General features: G+C 49.9%; 8 protein-coding genes. 3 read left to right on the forward strand and 5 right to left on the reverse strand.

The annotated features are described in order from the left end of the window. The first annotated feature begins 19 nt into the window (after positions 1-19). From ACWHX8_RS08145 to ACWHX8_RS08155, 3 genes are all read left to right on the forward strand, one after another. Positions 20-7531, forward strand: a complete 7512-nt coding sequence (locus ACWHX8_RS08145; RefSeq protein WP_447971455.1) for an amino acid adenylation domain-containing protein — start codon at positions 20-22, stop codon at positions 7529-7531. Between the two features lie 279 nt (positions 7532-7810). Continuing rightward, complete coding sequence (locus ACWHX8_RS08150; protein ID WP_447971456.1) at positions 7811-8278, forward strand: 4'-phosphopantetheinyl transferase family protein; 468 nt, start codon at positions 7811-7813, stop codon at positions 8276-8278. A 12-nt stretch (positions 8279-8290) separates the two neighbouring features. Continuing rightward, entirely contained in the window at positions 8291-8461 is a 171-nt protein-coding gene (locus ACWHX8_RS08155) for a 4'-phosphopantetheinyl transferase superfamily protein (RefSeq protein ID WP_447971457.1), read from the forward strand. A 6-nt stretch (positions 8462-8467) separates the two neighbouring features. On the opposite strand, the gene ACWHX8_RS08160 is transcribed toward ACWHX8_RS08155, so the two are convergent. From ACWHX8_RS08160 to ACWHX8_RS08180, 5 genes are all read right to left on the reverse strand, one after another. After that, a complete protein-coding gene (locus ACWHX8_RS08160) occupies positions 8468-10513 on the reverse strand; it encodes a S1 family peptidase (RefSeq protein WP_447971458.1) in 2046 nt (681 codons plus the stop codon). A gap of 455 nt (positions 10514-10968) precedes the next feature. Continuing rightward, positions 10969-11202 carry a DUF3955 domain-containing protein gene (locus tag ACWHX8_RS08165; protein ID WP_447971459.1) on the reverse strand — a complete coding sequence of 78 codons (234 nt, stop codon included), beginning with the start codon at positions 11200-11202 and terminating at the stop codon, positions 10969-10971. 419 nt (positions 11203-11621) lie between these two features. Further along, positions 11622-12884 (reverse strand): TolC family protein, encoded by a 1263-nt coding sequence (locus ACWHX8_RS08170; RefSeq protein WP_447971460.1) that lies wholly within the window; start codon positions 12882-12884, stop codon positions 11622-11624. Between the two features lie 34 nt (positions 12885-12918). Continuing rightward, positions 12919-16035, reverse strand: coding sequence for an efflux RND transporter permease subunit (locus tag ACWHX8_RS08175; RefSeq protein WP_447971461.1), 3117 nt, complete (start codon positions 16033-16035; stop codon positions 12919-12921). Between the two features lie 27 nt (positions 16036-16062). Then, on the reverse strand, positions 16063-17238 hold the full coding sequence (locus ACWHX8_RS08180; RefSeq protein WP_447971462.1) for an efflux RND transporter periplasmic adaptor subunit: 1176 nt from the start codon (positions 17236-17238) through the stop codon (positions 16063-16065). Positions 17239-17242: the final 4 nt, after the last annotated feature.

The raw sequence follows: 17242 nt of genomic DNA on the forward strand, positions 1-17242 counted from the left end.
TATTTAGGGATGAACCATAATGAGTAGCAAACCATCGGTTAAAGAATCTGACTTTTTTGCTATCTCCAAACGGATGGTGGCGTTGCCTGCGGATAAACGCACGGTGTTTGAACAGGCTCTAAAAACCAAAGGCATTAATTTCTGGGCCTTGCCTATCGCACCACGCCCACGAACCTCCGAATCTTTTCCGCTCTCTTTTTCGCAAGAGCGGCTCTGGGTCCTGGACCAGCTCGAATCTGAAAGTTCTCGCTACAATCTCTTTTTTGGCATTCGGTTTTTTGGGCGACTTAACCTCAATGCGCTTGAACGGAGCGTCAATGAAATTGTTCGTCGTCATGAAGTGTTGCGGACTAATATTGTTAGTGTGGACGGCCATGGCCATCAACTCATTCGAGCATTTTCTCCCATTACCCTGCCTCTAATGGATGTAAATCAATATAATGGTTCAGATAGGGAAGAACTCCTGAAGGATCTTGCCAAGACCCAAGCGTCAACATCGTTTAATTTACAACACGAACCAGTCGTACGAGCCCAATTAGTCCGTTATCAGGAGACCGAGCATATCTTGATGGCCACCATCCATCATCTGGTCTTTGATGCTTGGTCAGTGGCTTTGATTACCAGTGAGCTGAGTACTCTATACGCGGAGTTTGTTCAAGGGAAACCTTCTTCGTTGGTGAGTTTACCGATTCAGTATGTTGACTATTCGTGTTGGCAAAGAGAGTGGTTGCAAAGTCTAGAGTGTGAGGCTCAGTGGACCTATTGGAAGAAACAGTTACAGAACCCTATACTTCCTGTCATGGTGCCCTTTGACCGAACGCCTTCTTCTGTTCGGTCATTCGAAGGCGCGGCAGAAAGCTTGACGCTTTCTGAAGCTCTATCAAATCAGATCTATGCCTTATGCCGTTGCTCAGGTGTCACGCTCTACATGCTGATGCTCGCGGTATATCAACTCATGCTGAGTCGCTACAGCGGTCATGACGACATTTGTGTAGGTACCTCCATTGCGAATCGGTCGCGTCCGGAAACCGAACGGTTGATTGGATTTCTCGTGAATACGCTCGTCATGCGTACGAACCTGAGCGGAGACCTGAGTTTTTTTGAATTGCTGAGTCGGGTTCGTGATGTTGTCTCAGGGGCGTTGGCTCATCAAGATTTGCCATTTGAAAAACTAATGGAGTTGTTGGAAGTGCCTCGAGAATTGAACGTTAATCCATTATTTCAAGTGTTTTTTGTTCTGGAGAATGTCCCAAAAGAGGACTTGCAAATTGTGGGTGTTGCGCTAGAACCGTTTGAGGTTGAGGGCCGCCTAGTCCATTTTGATTTGACATTGAGAATTGGAGAAGAGGAGGAACATAAGCACATACACTGTCAGCTTGAATATGCCAAGGAGTTGTTTGAACCATCCACCGTTGCACAGTTGTTGAAGCATTACCATAGCCTGTTGGAAGCGGCTGTGGCATACCCGGAGGCTCGGATCTCTGAGTTGGCGATGAGGAGTAAGGCGGAACGACACCAGCTTCTTGTGGAGTCGAATAACACGCAAGTTGATTATCCCCGCGATCTGTGTATCCATGAACTCGTTCAGTCGCAAGTGCAGAAGCAGCCTGACGTGTTAGCGGTTCAATATGAAGACAAGGCCCTGACATATCGCGAGGTAGAGGCTCGCGCGAATCAATTGGCGCATTATCTGCAGACCCTTGGTGTGGGGCCGGACGTGCGAGTGGGGCTCTGTCTGGAACGGTCCTTGGATCTGATTGTGGGGCTGCTGGCAGTGCTGAAGGCAGGCGGAGCGTATGTGCCGCTTGTCCCCACACTCCCACAGGAGCGTCTCCAGTACCTGTTGCGCGACAGTCGAGCGCATATTGTGTTGACCCAGACCCAATGGAGTGCCGTATTTGCCGATACCGGGCTTTCCTGCGTCTGCCTGGATCGCGAGTGGCCCGAGATCTTGGCCTTGTCGGAGCAGCCAGTTGACAGCGCGGTGCGACCGGATAATCTGGCGTACGTGATCTATACCTCGGGCTCGACGGGACAACCGAAGGGCGTCGGGGTCGAACATCGTCAGTTGGTGAATTATCTTCATGGTCTGTGGGTGCGAGTGCCGTTGTCGGTTGACGCTAGTTCCGCCATGCTTTCGACGGTCGCAGCCGATCTCGGTCATACCGCAATCTTTGGAGCGCTCTGTTCAGGTCGCCCGCTACACGTCCTCTCGACAGAGCGAGGGTTTGATCCCAATGCGATGGCGGAATATATGCAGACCCATGCGATCGATGTGTTAAAAGTCACGCCCAGCCATCTACTTGGCCTCTTGGAGGCCACGCAACCAGAACAAGTGCTACCCCGACAGTGTTTGATCCTGGGCGGCGAGGCGGTTCCGCCATCGTTACTCGAGCGAATCCGGGCCCTGAATCCTTCCTGCACGATCATAAACCATTATGGCCCCACCGAGACGACCGTCGGCGTACTGACGCATCCCGTGACGACAGATGACGATAAGCGGGCGCGAGTGCCGATAGGCCGGCCGCTGGCCAATACGCAGGCGTACATTCTGGATCACACGTTTGAACCGACACCGATCGGAATTCCAGGGGAGTTGTATATCGGTGGTCAGGGGGTGGCGCGTGGGTATCTTGAGCGTCCGGCACTGACGGCGGCACGATTTCTGCCGGATCCGTTCAGCCAACAACGAGGTGGACGTTTATACAGGACGGGTGATCGAGCACGCTATTTGGCCGATGGCACAATCGAGTTTTTGGGCCGAGTGGACAACCAAGTGAAGGTGCGGGGTTTTCGGATTGAGCTGGGCGAAATCGAAGCGCAGTTGCGAGGTGAGGCTGGCGTGACGGATGCTGTCGTGGTTGTACGAGAGCATGCGACGGGCGGCTCGCAACTGGTGGCGTATGTGGTAGGGGCACCTGGAGCAAAGATCGATGTTCAGGAGGTTCGGCAACAGCTGGCGCAACGGTTGCCCGACTATATGGTGCCAAGCGCCATCTTGCGTCTCGATGCGTTTCCGCTGACGCCGAATGGGAAGGTGGATCGCACGGCATTACCGGATTCCGACGCGAGCGACGAAGAAGCGACGACGTATGCTGGTCCCTCGAATTCCGCAGAAGCCACGTTAGTCAAGATTTGGACCGAAGTCTTGCGGCGAGAACCGATCGGCATCCACGACAACTTCTTTGAATTGGGCGGAGATTCAATTCTCACGCTACAAGTGATTGCCCGCGCCCACCGACAGGGGCTGAAGTTGACGCCCAAACAGCTCTTTGAATGGCCCACGGTGGCTCAATTGGCCGCCGCCGTGCCGTCGAGTGATGAGCAAATCGTGGTCCCTCCCAATGGTATTCCAGCCGATAGTGACAGCATCACACCTGCGATGCTGCCGTTAGTCACGTTAACACCAGACCAAATTGCGCTTATCGTACAAGCTGTTCCAGGCGGAGCGCGCAATGTCCAAGATATCTACCCCTTGGCACCATTACAAGAAGGGCTGTTCTTTCATCATCTCTTGAGTCCGGATAATGACCCCTATGTGCTGTCAACCCTACTTGGGTTTGATACGCGTGAACGGATGGATGGATTTCTCAGCGCGTTGAAAGCCGTCATTGCGCGGCATGACATTTTGCGAACTGCGATCTGGTGGGAGGGGCTTACAGAGCCAGTTCAAGTTGTCTGGCGTGAAGCGCCTGTGCTTGTTGAAGAAACTCATTTGGGAGCAGATGAAGCGGTGCTGGCGGAACAATTGTGTGGTGATGAGGGCCCGCGCCATTACCGATTCGATATACGGCAAGCGCCATTGCTGCGGGTGTGGAGCGCACGGAACGCGAGTAACGGACAATGGCAGCTCCAGCTCTTCTGGCATCACCTGATCGGGGATCACGTGACGATGGCCCTGCTGACGGAAGAGATTCAGATGATTCAACAGGGAGAACAGGATCGTCTCCAACCCCCAGTACCGTTCAGAAATTTTGTGGCGACAGCGCGGCAAGGGAGGGATGTGGCAGGGGAGGAAGCCTTCTTTACGAAGATGTTGGGGGATGTGGTCGTTCCTACGGCTCCATTTGGCCTACAGAGTTTACAAGGAGATGCGTGGGAGCTTGAGGCTGTGCAACAGTCTGTTGCTGTCAGGTTGGCTCAACGCGTGCGTCAATGTGCTCGTCGTTTAGGAGTGAGTGCTGCGAGCCTATTGCATCTGGCTTGGGCTCAAGTGCTGGCACGGATAACCGGACAAGCGGATGTGGTGTTTGGCACCGTCTTGTTAGGGCGAATGCATGCATCGGGAGGCGTTGAGCGGATGCCGGGGTTATTCATGAATACGTTGCCGGTTCGAGTGAGCGTGGATGAACAGAGTGTGGCGCAAAGCGTTCGAAAGACGCACGAATGTGTAACGCAACTATTGCAGCATGAACATGCGTCCTTGGCTCTGGCGCAACGTTGCAGTGGGGTGGATGCACAAGTGCCGTTATTCACTACCCTCTTGAATTATCGACATAATCAGCCCCGTGCACGCACAGACAAGTCCTTGGTGGACCACGAAATCCAAGGGGAGGGGGAAGGACTCGACGTACTCGGTGGAACAGCCCGAACGCACTATGCAGTGAGTTTAGATGTGGATGATGACGGAAAAAGTTTGACGCTCACAGCACAAGTGGCTATTCCGGGACAAGCTCATCGGCTCTGTGAGTATATGCAGACGGGCTTAGGGAATCTGGTTGAGGCGTTAGAGTCGGCCCCAGAGACGCCAGTGAAACTCATTGACGTGGTACCAGACGGTGAGAGGGCACAATTACTCACAGACTGGAACGCGACCGAGCAGGTGTGGGGTGAGAAGGCGCAGAATGTGGTGGAGGTGTTTGAGGCCCAAGTGACGCAAACGCCAGAGGCCGTGGCCGTGGTCTGTGGTGAGGAGTGCGTGACCTATGCGGCGCTGAATGCCCAGGCCAATCAGGTAGCACAGGTGTTGGTGGCGGAAGGGGTGGGCCCGGAACGCCTTGTCGGGGTCTTACATAACCGCGATACGAACTTACTGGCGATGCTCTTGGGAGTGTGGAAGGCCGGGGGAGCGTATTTACCGCTGGATCCGACGTATCCGGACCCTCGGCTTTTGCAGATCATCACCCAGAGTCGAACCGCAATCGTGTTGACGACTGAGGCCTTGGCGAGACGCGTACGGGCAGCTGGGGGGGAGTTGGTAGCAGGACCACTGCCCGGGCTCTTGACAATGGAGGCGATTCGTACACGATCAGAGGACATGACCGACAGTTGGCCACGCTGGCTTCCCGAGCAGTTAGCCTATGTGCTCTATACGTCGGGCTCGACAGGGGTGCCGAAAGGGGCCATGGTGACACACGCGGGCTTGATGAATCATCTGTTGAGCAAGATCCACCTGTTGACGATGACGGCCAGGGACCGACTCGCCCAAACAGCTTCCCAGGCATTTGATATTTCAGTCTGGCAGCTGGTGACCCCGCTGTTGTGTGGGGGGCAGGCGCATATCATCCCCGATGTGGTGGCGCATGATCTGGAGGCGCTGGTCGGGGCACTCGATGGTGCGGGGATGACGATTTGGGAACCCGTCCCGGCGATGTTGCAAGGGGTGCTCGAGGTGGGAGAGCGGAGCGGAAAGCCTCGGCCGACTTTTGCCAATTTACGTTGGGTGTTGCCAACGGGTGAAGCCCTCCTGACTGAGGTGTGTCGGCAATGGTTTCGTCAGTATCCGACGATTCCCTTATGCAATGCGTATGGGCCGGCGGAGTGTGCGGATGATGTAGCGATGCATGCGTTCACGGAGCTGTCCGCAGCCGATGAAGGAGCGGTCCCAATCGGACGGCCGGTGCCGAATCTGTGCCTATATGTGCTGTCACCGGATCGACAGGTAGTCCCCGTGGGCGTCGTGGGCGAAGTGTGCGTGGCGGGGGTAGGCGTGGGGCGCGGGTATCTGCATGAACCGGCACAAACGGCTGGGACGTTTCTGCCCAATCCCTTTAGTCCAGAGGGCGGAGAGCGATTATACTCGACGGGGGACCTGGGACGATATCGGCCGGATGGGACTCTGGAGTTTGTCGGTCGCCGGGATCATCAAGTGAAGGTGCGGGGGTATCGGATTGAATTGGGCGAGATCGAAGCGCATCTGTTACGGGAGCCGAGCGTGCGTGAGGCGGTTGTGGTCATACAGGAGGAGGGGCCAGGAGGCCCACGGTTGGAGGCCTACTATAGTGTGCACGAAGGTGAGGTGGGACCAACATCGGCAGTGTGGCGACAGTGGTGTCAGGAGCGGTTGCCGGTGTATATGGTGCCATCGGTGTTTGTGGAGTTAACGGCCTTACCGCGGACGTCGAATGGGAAGGTGGATCGGCAGGCCTTACCCGTCCCAGATGTGAGTGGAGACATTGCTGGGCAGTATGTGGCTCCGCGAACACCAACAGAAGAACTGCTGGCCGGCATTTGGGCCGACCTTTTAAATGTTGAGCGAGTGGGAATCCATGACAACTTCTTTGACCTCGGTGGGCATTCGCTGCTGGCGGTTCAAGCAAGTACATGCATTCAGAAAATGACAGGATATTCGTTATCTTTACAGACGTTTTTCAAGACCCCTACTGTGGCCAGTCTTGCTGAGGTTTTCACCAATGAGTTGTGTGATACCTCGTCTTCGTTGATTACGTTCCAATCAGATGGGACTTGTCCTCCTTTATATTGCCTTGATCCAACTGGTACGCATGTGCTGGCTTATCAACCCCTCGCAAAATCTTTGGGTGTGGAGCAGCCAGTGTACGGTATCACGTTAAATCAGATGTTTTCGTTATCTCGGCAAGAGGTAGCGGTTGAGAACATCGCAAGGGAGCATGTCCGGCTTATACAAGAGCGACAACCTGAAGGACCGTATAACGTAATCGGATGGTCTAATGGTGGTCTGATTGCATTAGCCGTGGCGCATGTTTTGGAAGAACAAGGTCAATCGATTGCGTTTCTTGGAATTTTAGACACACAGATGACAGTTGAAACACATCTAAACGAGAATCTCATCACTGTAGATGAATTACTTGCGTATTTAGATATTGCTGGGAAGCAAAAGTATGCAGTGTTGCCTGAAGTGGAGCGGGTGCATTTTCAAGAGAGCCTCCAGCAACAACCGGACGTAGGGTCGCAAATTGAGTTGACTGTTCAGTGGGCAAAAGAGCGAGGCATTCTTTCTAAGACCGAATCTGATGTCTCCATTCAAATCTTCCAATTTGTTCATGCGTTACGGAAAGATGCGGCTTGTCTCATGCATGAATACCAGCGAAACAAGGTTCAGACCCCAATTCATGTCTGGTGGGCAAGCGAGACCGTCAAGAAATTTGGAAAGGCACCTATTGATTGGACTCTGTATACGACAGGAGAAGTTAAAACTGAAACCATTGAAGGCACTCACAAAGATGTCGTTGAAAGTCCGATTGTACATCAACGGATTGCTGAGACTTTGAAAAGACTTCATTCGTTAAGATCAGATTCTTCATTGATGAATGTAAGTGAGGCCGGGAGTTGAGCTGTAGCTATCGATAGTAGAGTATAGCCGTAAGGGTATGGCCTCCATTCTAACCAAGCGACAACATTGTCCTGTGAGTGTCGTAAGGAACTATGCGTTCGATACATAAGAATAATTTTGCTGGAAGTATAGTCGTGCAATTTTTGATTATGAACTCCCTCATCTTCTTCCCCATTAGAATGAGGGCGAGGGAAAAGTGGAATGTCCCCGTTGAAAGTTGGGATGTTCTAGAGCAAAAACTAAACGCTGTGGACGATTGTGGTTCAGCAACATTTGCATGTGAAGCAGACTTGGCCTCAATGTCACGAGAGCGGGTTTTCACTGGTTCAGGAGGTTCATGTTTGGCTAATATTCCTTCAAGCGGAAGGTGGAGCGTTAACCGGTGATTGGGAGCGAGTGCAGGCTGGCGATGAAGTTTCGCGGGCTCAGCGGTTTTTCTCACCTCTACACAGAGTTCGTTTTATTATGGCTCATGGGGCACGTCGGTCTATCCTGGCGAAATATCTTGCTTGCGGTCCGGAGCACGTTCGGTTCTCGTACGGAAAATTTGGCAAGCCGAGCCTTGCCATGCAGGATGATGCTTCGGATCTGCGCTCTAACTTGTCTCATAGTGAGGATTATGCCTTGCTCGCGGTGAGGTTAGGTCGAGATGTTGGGATCGATGTTGAATGGGTCTGTGGCAACATCGAGTGTGAAGACATCGCGTCCATGGCTTGTAGTCCGTGTGAGATCACCCTCTTGGCTTAAATTCTCGAAACCTTGCGCCGTGAGGCATTCTTTACCTGCTGGACACGCAAGGAGGCCTTTTTCAAAGCAAAAGAGATCGGACTGAATGATTCTCTCAAGCACGTGGATGTGAGGGGGCCGGGGTTCTCACAGAAACCGTTCCTGATTGATGATCCGTTTTCTTCAGAGATGGTTTGGCCATGATGAGGGTCAACTGTTGTTGTGCATGTGTGTCTTAAAGCTGATCCCCTCCATAAATTCGTCGCATTGAGCAAGTGGATGGTCTTCTGACAATTTAGAGAAACACCCAATAACGGTTTCTCGTATAAAGGTATCACCGTCTACCGAGGCAATCTCTGCTTGTCCACCTGGAACGACTTTTCGTATGACCTGATGCTTATTGTCATTGACGACTGTTCCAGAAAAATCTCCAGTCCTTGCTGTTATATCATCCCATTGAGAGAGGTATGTGTCAGAGCTGAACTTACTTGGTGAGAAATACTTTTGAATTCGATAATGCGCATTCACACCTTTTTTCGGGATTAACTCAAATAACAAGAGTTCCTCTTCGAGGAGATTCTTGTTTGAATACCCGAAATGAAAATGCAGATTCGTTTTTTCATTTATTGCCTGGCTATGAAAATGAAGCGAGAAGTCATCCAGCTCAATGTCTAGCGTCTTGTTCTGTAGGTGAATGCGACTGGTCTTGAAGGTTGCTGGGAGATAGGTCCGACTCAGCGATACGTATTCGACCCAGTCCTCAAGTCCGCCTTCATAGCCGACCGCCACTTCATTTAAATTCTTTTTCATAAGGCTCACGTAGCCAGTACTTAAATGCCAAGATTTTTTAATGTCCACATTGCAAATCACGCCTTTGGGGTAGGCCAAGCAGTGGCTGTAGACAAAAGAATTACTGTACGGTCTAAACCAGACTGAAGAGATCCACGGTCTTCCCAAGTGATCTTCCCAAATTTCCGTTTTCTCTGGAGCTCCAAGACTGACGATTCTGACCTTTTCGACATCGAAATCGCGAGTTAGGGGTAAGGCTTTCAGTAAATTATCCATGACCAACTTGGGGCTTGCCAAAAAATCTTTCAACGAGAGAGTGTGAGGTTTTTCTATTTTGACCTGTAGGGTTGAAAGATCACTCTTGCTTAATGTGATTTTCTGGTCAGCCGATATGGGTATGGTTTGCTTTGAGTAACTACTCAGTCTCCACATGTTGAAATCTGCATCAGATTTTAAGACGCCGAATTGCCTCACATTGACTTGGTTTCTCAGGTAGGCACGAAATCGTTTTCCCTTTGGGAAATACTCATTTTCATATTTTTGAGATACCTTCGATGAAAGGTTTTCGTATAACGCATTTAAGGAAGCTTGTGCCTTCCGTGATAGCGTGTCGATGTCACTCGGCAATGGAAGGTGTTCGGACCAATCCATGGAATAGGTATTTTGACTTCCGTTTAGGTTCATCGAGATATTTCGTATATAGAAGTCAGCGGTATTTGTGAGGTTGTCGACTTCTGTCATCGGGACGGCAACATTATAATTTTCACTCGCATTTTTTTGGATAATTAATCCGACCACTTCTCCGTCGACATTGAGCAAGGGGCCTCCACTATTCCCTGGCGAGGCTGGAGAGGTGAATCGTATGTCTTTCCATTTTCCGTATTCAGGTTCTGTTGTAAAAGACGCAACTTGGCCAGCTCGAAAGGAGAGACCTTCTCCTTGCGCGTTTCCGACGGAAAAGACCGTGTCGCCGATCTCAACATCTTTGGACACGTCTAGTGACAAAATATTTTCAGGGTACTGCTCAAGTTCAAACACCACCATGTCCCGAATGGAAGAGAATTGTTTGATGTGACCAATTTTATACACTCGACCATCTGAGTCACGGATATGAAAATTGGTTAAGAGTGAAAAGTGCTTCAGGTTGAGGACGTGTGCTGCGGTCATTAATTCCTTGTCATTAATGAAAAAGGCTGTGCCGATGCTGAAGTATTTTTCTTCTCGTTCCTTATAACGTAGTTTATGGAACGGGAGGTCGCGTGCATATTGTATTTTGGGACTTTCAATTTTTGGCACGACCACTTCATACACACTAAATCTCAAATTCTTAATAATCTTCTTATCGAGAAAGGTCATATTATTATCTGCTCGTGCCATGACCGGACAAAGCAGAAGGACTGAGAAAAGCAAGAGGCTCAAGGCGGTGGGCGTTATAGAGAAATCCATGGCTTGTCGATGATATGTCATATCTCAGAACCTATCGTCAGGGTTGTCAGAGAACTCTCCTCTTAGTATTTATCGGTGTTCTGTGGTCTGACCTTAACAACGGTAATTATTTAGTAAGAATATTAAGGAAATACACTGATCCGACAGTAAAAACATAGCCCTGATCTTCCTTAGGGATATTGGTTCATCCCGTGTCAAGAATTAATGAATGAATAGTGAAAAATATGAGGCAGTTCTAGTGAGATACGTTTTTTGTCGAAGCTACGAAGGGGAAGGGCAGGTTGTAACATGAAGCATCATTGGTGGCTGTTTTTTGAGTACCTGACTTGCGATCTGGGCCGTCGTTAAGAGGAGGGGAGTTGATGATATGACATACACGTCGTTGTTCACTTACAAGCTCTATTCTATGTGATGTCGTGGTCTGAATGGTCTACCGTGTAGACACAAAAAATAAAAAACTGTTCAGAATACCGTTGTCAGTATCCTTGATTTTTCACGTTGTGATTCTTGGTATGGCTTCGGTTCTTAAGTTTGTCGTTTGTGATGAAATTACCCAATGTGCCAATTTCACCAATGACAAGTAGTGCATACCCGAGAGGCCGCAGAGCAAACGGTTCGTGCAAAAATCCCTTAACATCAATTGTGCTGCCAATGAGATGGAATGCCGTCAGGGACATCATTCCGAGAATGGCAAATCCGATAAATATCATCAGCCAGGACACTTTTGACTCTCTTGAGTAGATGTTCATGTATTGAGTGAGCTAAGGCTTCAATATCGGCTACCTGCTTGGCGGGACAAGTTCTGCAAAGCTAGGACACCTATAATCCTAGCTTCAGTTTGTCGAGCGAGTCTCGGTAAGGGGTGAACTGGCAACGAGGCATGGCGTGTACCACGATCGTGTCCTAGGACACCTAAGATCCTAGCTTCAGTTTTCTGAGCGAGTCTCGGTAGGGGGTGAACTGGCAATGAGCCATGGCGTGTACCGCGATCGTGTCCTAGGACACCTGTAAACTCATCTCTATGTTGAACAAGAGCTTCAAGTAAGGAACGATGGTCCATAAGACTATTGACCTGTTGAAGCATCGTGCTCAGGCATTTTCTGCTATTCATTGGATTGGCCATTATTCCTTACTCGTTAAGTTTTCCTGTTAACTGTTCGAGTGCCGTCAGGGCAACTGATAGTTCATGTTTGACTCGCATGTAGTCGAGTTGTGTTTCTCTAAACACGCGTTGAGCATCTAAGACTTCTAGTAAGCTCGCCTCTCCGTATTTAAAACTGACTTGCGCAATTCGCAAGGCTTCTCGTGCTTGTTTGAGAAGTCCGTTTTCATATGTTGAAATTTGAGCCGACGCAATATTGGACTTTTGAGTTTCTTGAATAATGCCTTGGTGCAGACTTGTGCGTGTTCGAAGAAGAATCGCCTCTTCTTGTCGCATAACGCCTTTTGCCTTGGCAATCTCTCCTTGACGTTGATTCCATAAAGGAATCGGAATTGAAATGCCTCCAACAAAGGCTTCTCGTCCTACATCCCGTTGATAACTTCCACTGAGTGTGATGTTTGGCACTCGCGCATGAAGTTCTCGTCGATGCCGTTTTTCAGCTTCTTTGACGCGTTCTTGCCCTTTCACCAATTTCGGATGAGTCGAGATTGTTTGTTCTGAAAACTTCGTGAAATCGAGGTCGCCTGCTGAAGAGAGAAACTTTCCCTGTATCGTGAACTCGTCACCTAACCCTCCGGCAGTTAAACTATTCAGTGTGGCTTTTGCAGACCGTTCTGCCCCTTCCGTCCGAAGCAATTCTTTGTGAATTTTTAAGGTTTCAACATTAGTCTTGATGACCTCGAACGGTGGTGATTCTCCAGCCTTGACTCGAGCGTGCACAGCGGCTTCCAACTTTTTCATGGCTTGGACATTTTGTGTGATGAGCGCGGTTTCTTGTTGCGAGAGCAATAAATCAAAGAACACTTTTTTTGTGTGTGCGATAACGTTCAGTTTGGCATCTTCTAACCCCGCTTGCGCACTCTTGACGCTTGCTTGAGCAGCTTGTTGTTGAGCAATGCGTGTGCCTGGCCATTCCAATGGTTGACTGAGTGTGACGTACCGCTCCGTAATGGTGGTGTTCATAGAGGGGTCCCGTAAAGAGCCTCTACCACTATGCACGACAATCGTAGGATTGGAATACGCTGATGCCGACAGTGTGTTCCCTTGTTTTTGTTCAACAATTCCATGCTCTTCTTCGATACGTGGATTGCGTTCCAAGGCAATGGAGAGAATCTCTTGAAGATGATAGGTCTTGGTAGTTGGACTGGACCTCTCAACGTGATCTTCTGCTGCCACCGTTTGCAATCCACTCATGATGAAGAGTATGAGAAGAATGTTTATCACAAGCATATCGTCTCTCCTTGTTTTCTCGCGAATCTGGCCTTTATGATTCGGTGACCACGGTATTTAGGTTGCGTGAAGTGTCTGCTGACCGGGTATGACGACCCATCATGCCGTATAAAGATGGAATGACCAATAAGGTCAAAGTGGTTGAGGTGATCAAGCCGCCAATGACGACTGTAGCAAGGGGGCGTTGTACTTCGGCTCCCATGCTGGTCGCGATGGCCATGGGCAAAAACCCAAGACTCGCCACGAGCGCCGTCATCAGTACCGGTCGAAGTCTATCCATGGCTCCCTGAATGATGGCTTCGTGAGTGGAAAACCCTTCTATTTGTAATGCTTGAATTCGACTGATAAGGACGACTCCATTTAACACCGCGATTCCAAATAGTGCGATGCATCCAATCATCGCAGAAATACTGAGAGGAAGCCCACGAAACCATAAGGCAAGTAGCCCCCCAGATAATGCGAGTGGAACATTTAAGAAAATTAAGAAGGTTGGTCGCGTGGTGCCGAATATGACCGATAAGACCGCGATGATCAACAGTAACGTGATGGGAATCACAATCGCTAGGCGGTTTGAGGCTTCTTGCAAGTGTTGGAATTGTCCGCCCCATTCGATGTAGTAACCGGCTGGAAGCTTGACCGTCTTGTTGACAATTTCTTTGGCTTCGCTGACGAAAGATCCGAGGTCTCGGCCTCGAATGTTGGCTTCGACGACAAGTCGCCGCTGCACATTTTCACGACTGATTTGTGCCAGACCCTCATCGACACGAATGGAAGCCACCCGTGAAAGCGGTACGAGTTCTCCATGAGCGGTAGGAAGGAGAATGGTTCCAAGCGCGGCAGGACCGGCAGATGCGTCATCTGAGAGTCGTACGATCAAGTCAAATCGGCGCTGTCCTTGAAACACGGTACCAACAGTTTGTCCGACGCGAGCTGATTCGACAATCGTCAACACATCTTTTGCGTTCAGTCCATATCGTCCAATCTGTTCACGATCCACGATCACGCGAATCCTTGGGACGCCTGTTACCTGTTCCACCTTAATATCTTGGGCTCCTGACACTTGTTCGAGTGCGTGTGCGACTCGTTCACCCTGATTCCGTAGTTCCTGCATGTCCTCGCCAAAAATTTTTACAGCCAAGTCTGACCGAGTCCCGGCAATCAATTCGTTAAAACGCATTTCTATAGGTTGTGTGAATCCCAACCCCACACCGGGCACCGCTGTTTCAATCGCCGTCTCCATTTGTGAAATGAGACCTTCTTTCGTTGAGGCTGAGGTCCATGATGAGGGCGGGGCCAGTACGACAAAGACATCTGACAACTCAATGCCCATGACATCAGTCGCCACTTCAGGGCTTCCCGTCCTACTGACAACTTGTTGGACCTCAGGAAACTCTCGCAAGGCGCGTTCCACAGCAAGAGCGGTTTCGACGGATTCGCTCATCGAAATGCTGGGTAATCGCCAGACTTGTATGGCCAGATCTCCTTCTTCTAATTGTGGAAGAAATTCAATGCCCAACCGTGATCCAATGAATAGACTGAGCATAAAGAGTGCAAGCGCGGGAAGAACCACCCAAATTGGTCGCATAAGCGAAAATTGTAGGCACGGTTGATAGATGGCACGGAGTCGACGAATAAGCCAGGTCTCTTCATGATCGGATTTCCCCCGAGCAAACCAATACGCCAAAACTGGAACACCAGCTACGGCAAAAAATAACGATCCGATGAGAGCAAAAATGACCGTGATCGCCATTGGGCGAAACATTTTTCCCTCTATACCCAAAAGACTGAGAATGGGAATGTACACCAAAATAATAATACCGATGGCAAAAACGACAGGACGTAAGACTTCTTTAGCTGCTGCGTGAATCGTCGTAAGTTTTTCTTCAGGAGAACGAGGTTCTCGCGTCCCGAGTTTTCGCAAAATGTTATCAATCATGACGACTGCTCCATCGACAAGGAGACCAAAGTCAATGGCGCCTAAGCTCATGAGGTTACCCGAGAGTCCAGCCTGATACATGCCTGTGACCGCCATGAGCATGGAAAGCGGGATAGCCGTGGCAACAATAAGGCCGGCGCGAAGATCCCCCAGAAACAAAAACAAGATGGCGATGACCAACAAGCCTCCTTCTAGAAGATTATTTCGCACTGTTCGTATGACTTTCTCTACAAACAGTGTTCGGTCGTAATAGGGGTCAATCACAATGCCAGGTGGGAGTGTGGATTGAATGTCTTGAACTTTTTCTTTTACCTTGGTGACCACCTGTTGAGCATTAGCGCCAGCAAGCATTTGCACCATGCCGATGACAGTTTCACCTTCGCCCATCCGAGTTGCAGCTCCGATACGTAAGGCGGCCCCTTCTTTGACTTCGCCAATATCCTTCACCAATATCGGGACCCCGTCTGGACCATGGTCAATCACGATTTGTCCAAGCTCGTCCGTCGTGGTCGCCATCGCCTCACCGGTAATCAGGTAGAGTTCACGTTCATGCTCAATGTAGCCACCACCAGCCAGAGCATTATTCTGTTCAAGTGCGTGAAAGACCTGTTGAAGTGAGAGCTTGAAGGCCAGGAGTTTTCCTGGATCAACCATGACTTGGAACTGTTTGGTTTCGCCTCCCCAGATATTGACTTCAACGACACCTGGCACGGCCTGAAGTCGTCTGGCAATGTCCCATTCCAGGAGTGTTCGAAGAGCCATGGGGCTGTATGACTCGCCGCGCAGAGTAAATTGATAGACTTCGCCCAAACCCGTCGTCAGAGGTCCCATCATGGGTTTTCCATAGAGAGACGGTATATCTTCAGACGCCTCAGCTAGACGCTCGTTGACGAGCTGACGAACAAAGAAAGGATCTAAGTCTTCTTCAAAAATTGCCGTGACGGCAGATAACCCATATCGTGAGACTGATCGAATTTCTTTCAATCCTGGGAGACCGCTCAGCGAGGTTTCAATTGGAAATGTAATGAACTGCTCCACTTCGAGTGGGCCGAGCGCCGGTGAACGGGTGAGGATTTGCACTTGCACGGGAGTCAGATCAGGAACGGCATCAATCGTCAGTTTGTTCAATGACCAGAAGCCTGTTCCTGTAACGAGGAGTAACGCGATGAGCGTGAAGAAGCGATAATTTAGCGATAGCGTCAGTAACCGTTCCATATGGGTGTACGAAGGGCAGAGTCTCGTTTAATGCCCTTCGATCGATCCTTGAAGTAATGCATTTTTTAAGTCAAACACGCCTTGAGTCACAACTTGGTCACCCAATTGAATGCCTTGTGTAATTTCCACAAGGCCTCCCCCTTCTTGCCCAAGTTCAATCAACACAAAGTTGTATCCTGTTTCTTTTTGAACGAAGACTCCGCGTTTGCCTTTCACCATGGTGACTGCCGTATCAGGAATGGACAAGACCGGAAGTTGTTCATCCAATAATTGCACGTCGACATATTCATTGGGTTTTAATCGTCCCTGCTGATTGTCGACATCAAATCGGACCCGTACGGTTCTTGTGGCTTCCTCTGCCACCGGTGAGATGTAAGCCAATTGGGCCGTGATAGGCTCCCCTCCACGTGGAACGACTGTGCCCTGATCACCTTCTGAAAACCGACGCGCTTGTTCGATTGGGAGATTGGCGAAAACCCAAACCCGACTGGTATCAACAATTTCAAATAATTCTTCTCCCACCGACACTCCTTGTCCTATCACGACTTGCTGATGGGTGATCGTGCCGCCAAGTGGAGCACGAAGAATATACTTATGACCTTCCAGATGACTGCCATGTTCAAGCTCGTGTAATTCCTTAGGTGTGAGTCCCATATTCAATAATTTTTCTCGTACGTGCTGAAAGACGGCTTGTGTTTCGATCGCGGTGCCATGATCTTCGAGGACACGGCGTTGGGAGACAATATGTTCTTTCACTAATTGTTTCGTACGAGTGAAGTTTTTTTTCGCGACATCTCGTTTCGCTTTGGCGACGAGATATTCTTGAACCAGTTCATCCAAGACTAAACTTTCAATGGCGACTAACGGTTGCTCTTTGAGCACGTGTTGTCCAAGTTTGCCGGTGAGTGTTTCCACCTGGCCGGGGATGAGTGAAGAGACTTTCGCGACAAGATTCAAGTCTAACGTCACGTTCCCCGGAGCAGTCACCACATGGGGAGTGAGTCGTTCGATGGCTTCTTCCGTACGAATGCGTTCTTTCGCCTTTGGTGACACATCGTCGAGATGAATGCTGGCTTCTGAAGTTGTTGGAGTTGCCGGAGTCCTATCGTGGTCTGCCGTCACGGTGTCTGAGGAGATGTCTGAATTAGTGGGCTCAGAGCAACCGAGAAAAAGAAGCACGGTGAATAGCCAAAGTATTTTCATAGAG

The sequence above is a fragment of the Nitrospira sp. M1 genome, assembly GCF_965152605.1.

Excerpts from the sequence above, each read along its gene's own strand:
- ACWHX8_RS08145 (WP_447971455.1), top strand. The coding sequence starts at position 20 with ATGAGTAGCAAACCATCGGTTAAAGAATCTGACTTTTTTGCTATCTCC.
- ACWHX8_RS08160 (WP_447971458.1), bottom strand. The coding sequence starts at position 10,513 with ATGACATATCATCGACAAGCCATGGATTTCTCTATAACGCCCACCGCC.
- ACWHX8_RS08165 (WP_447971459.1), bottom strand. The coding sequence starts at position 11,202 with ATGATATTTATCGGATTTGCCATTCTCGGAATGATGTCCCTGACGGCA.
- ACWHX8_RS08170 (WP_447971460.1), bottom strand. The coding sequence starts at position 12,884 with ATGCTTGTGATAAACATTCTTCTCATACTCTTCATCATGAGTGGATTG.
- ACWHX8_RS08175 (WP_447971461.1), bottom strand. The coding sequence starts at position 16,035 with ATGGAACGGTTACTGACGCTATCGCTAAATTATCGCTTCTTCACGCTC.
- ACWHX8_RS08180 (WP_447971462.1), bottom strand. The coding sequence starts at position 17,238 with ATGAAAATACTTTGGCTATTCACCGTGCTTCTTTTTCTCGGTTGCTCT.